Genomic DNA, 775 nt, shown 5'->3' with positions numbered 1-775 from the left:
CCCCCTGTGTCAGGATAGTTGTCGCCTCTAACATTTAGCAGAGGCAAATAAAATGAGACGTCAATTTACACAAGAATTTAAAGTTCAAGCTGTTGAAAAAGCATTATCTCAATGTGATGATGTTCGCTTAGAAGATATTGCAGATGATTTAGGTGTCGGTTATTCAACGTTACAACGTTGGATAGCACTGGCAAAAAAGCATCAACTTGAAATACACCAGACGGGTAGCCAAATGACAGCAGAAAAACGACCACAAGACTGGAGTTTAGAAGAAAGGCTCAACGCGGTCATTGAGTGTGGAAGTTTAGATGAAACCGCCATAAATGAATACTGCCGTAATATAGGGCTTTATCCGCATCATATTCAGCAATGGAAGAAAGACTTAGTAACACCACCTTCAAATAAAACAGTAAAGTCAGACAGTAAACAGCTTAAGCAAGAAATAAAGCAACTGCAAAAAGAACTGAATCGCAAAGATAAGGCCTTAGCTGAAACTGCCGCTCTACTTGTACTCAAAAAAAAAGCGGATGCACTTTGGGGTTTCAACGAGGACGATTAACAACAGCGACTGAGCGACATGAATTAATAACGCTTATCACAAACGCACAGGCTTCAGGGGCAAGGAAAGAAAAGGCATGTGAGTTACTTGGACTGACACTAAGAACCGTTCAGCGGTGGATTGAAGCAGACGATATGACTGACAAACGGACGAGTACGAAAAAACAGCCGCCAAACCGTCTCACAGAGTTAGAGCGGCAGCGCATTATTAATACGG

General features: G+C 41.9%; 1 protein-coding gene and 1 pseudogene. Both read left to right on the top strand.

Annotated features, from left to right (window positions below; genetic code table 11):
• Positions 1–52 precede the first annotated feature (52 nt).
• Positions 53–559, top strand: coding sequence for a transposase (locus tag CWC14_RS17880; protein WP_138564242.1), 507 nt, complete (start codon positions 53–55; stop codon positions 557–559).
• Positions 535–775: pseudogene (locus CWC14_RS17875) on the top strand (helix-turn-helix domain-containing protein); the annotation flags it as partial. The gene CWC14_RS17880 and the pseudogene CWC14_RS17875, both read left to right, overlap by 25 nt.

The organism is Pseudoalteromonas sp. S3260, from assembly GCF_005886925.1.
GTDB lineage: Bacteria > Pseudomonadota > Gammaproteobacteria > Enterobacterales > Alteromonadaceae > Pseudoalteromonas > Pseudoalteromonas tetraodonis.
Note: the sequence above shows the minus strand (reverse complement) of the source record. Positions and strands in the feature narration are given on the sequence as shown.

Excerpts from the sequence above, each read along its gene's own strand:
- CWC14_RS17880 (WP_138564242.1), top strand. The coding sequence starts at position 53 with ATGAGACGTCAATTTACACAAGAATTTAAAGTTCAAGCTGTTGAAAAA.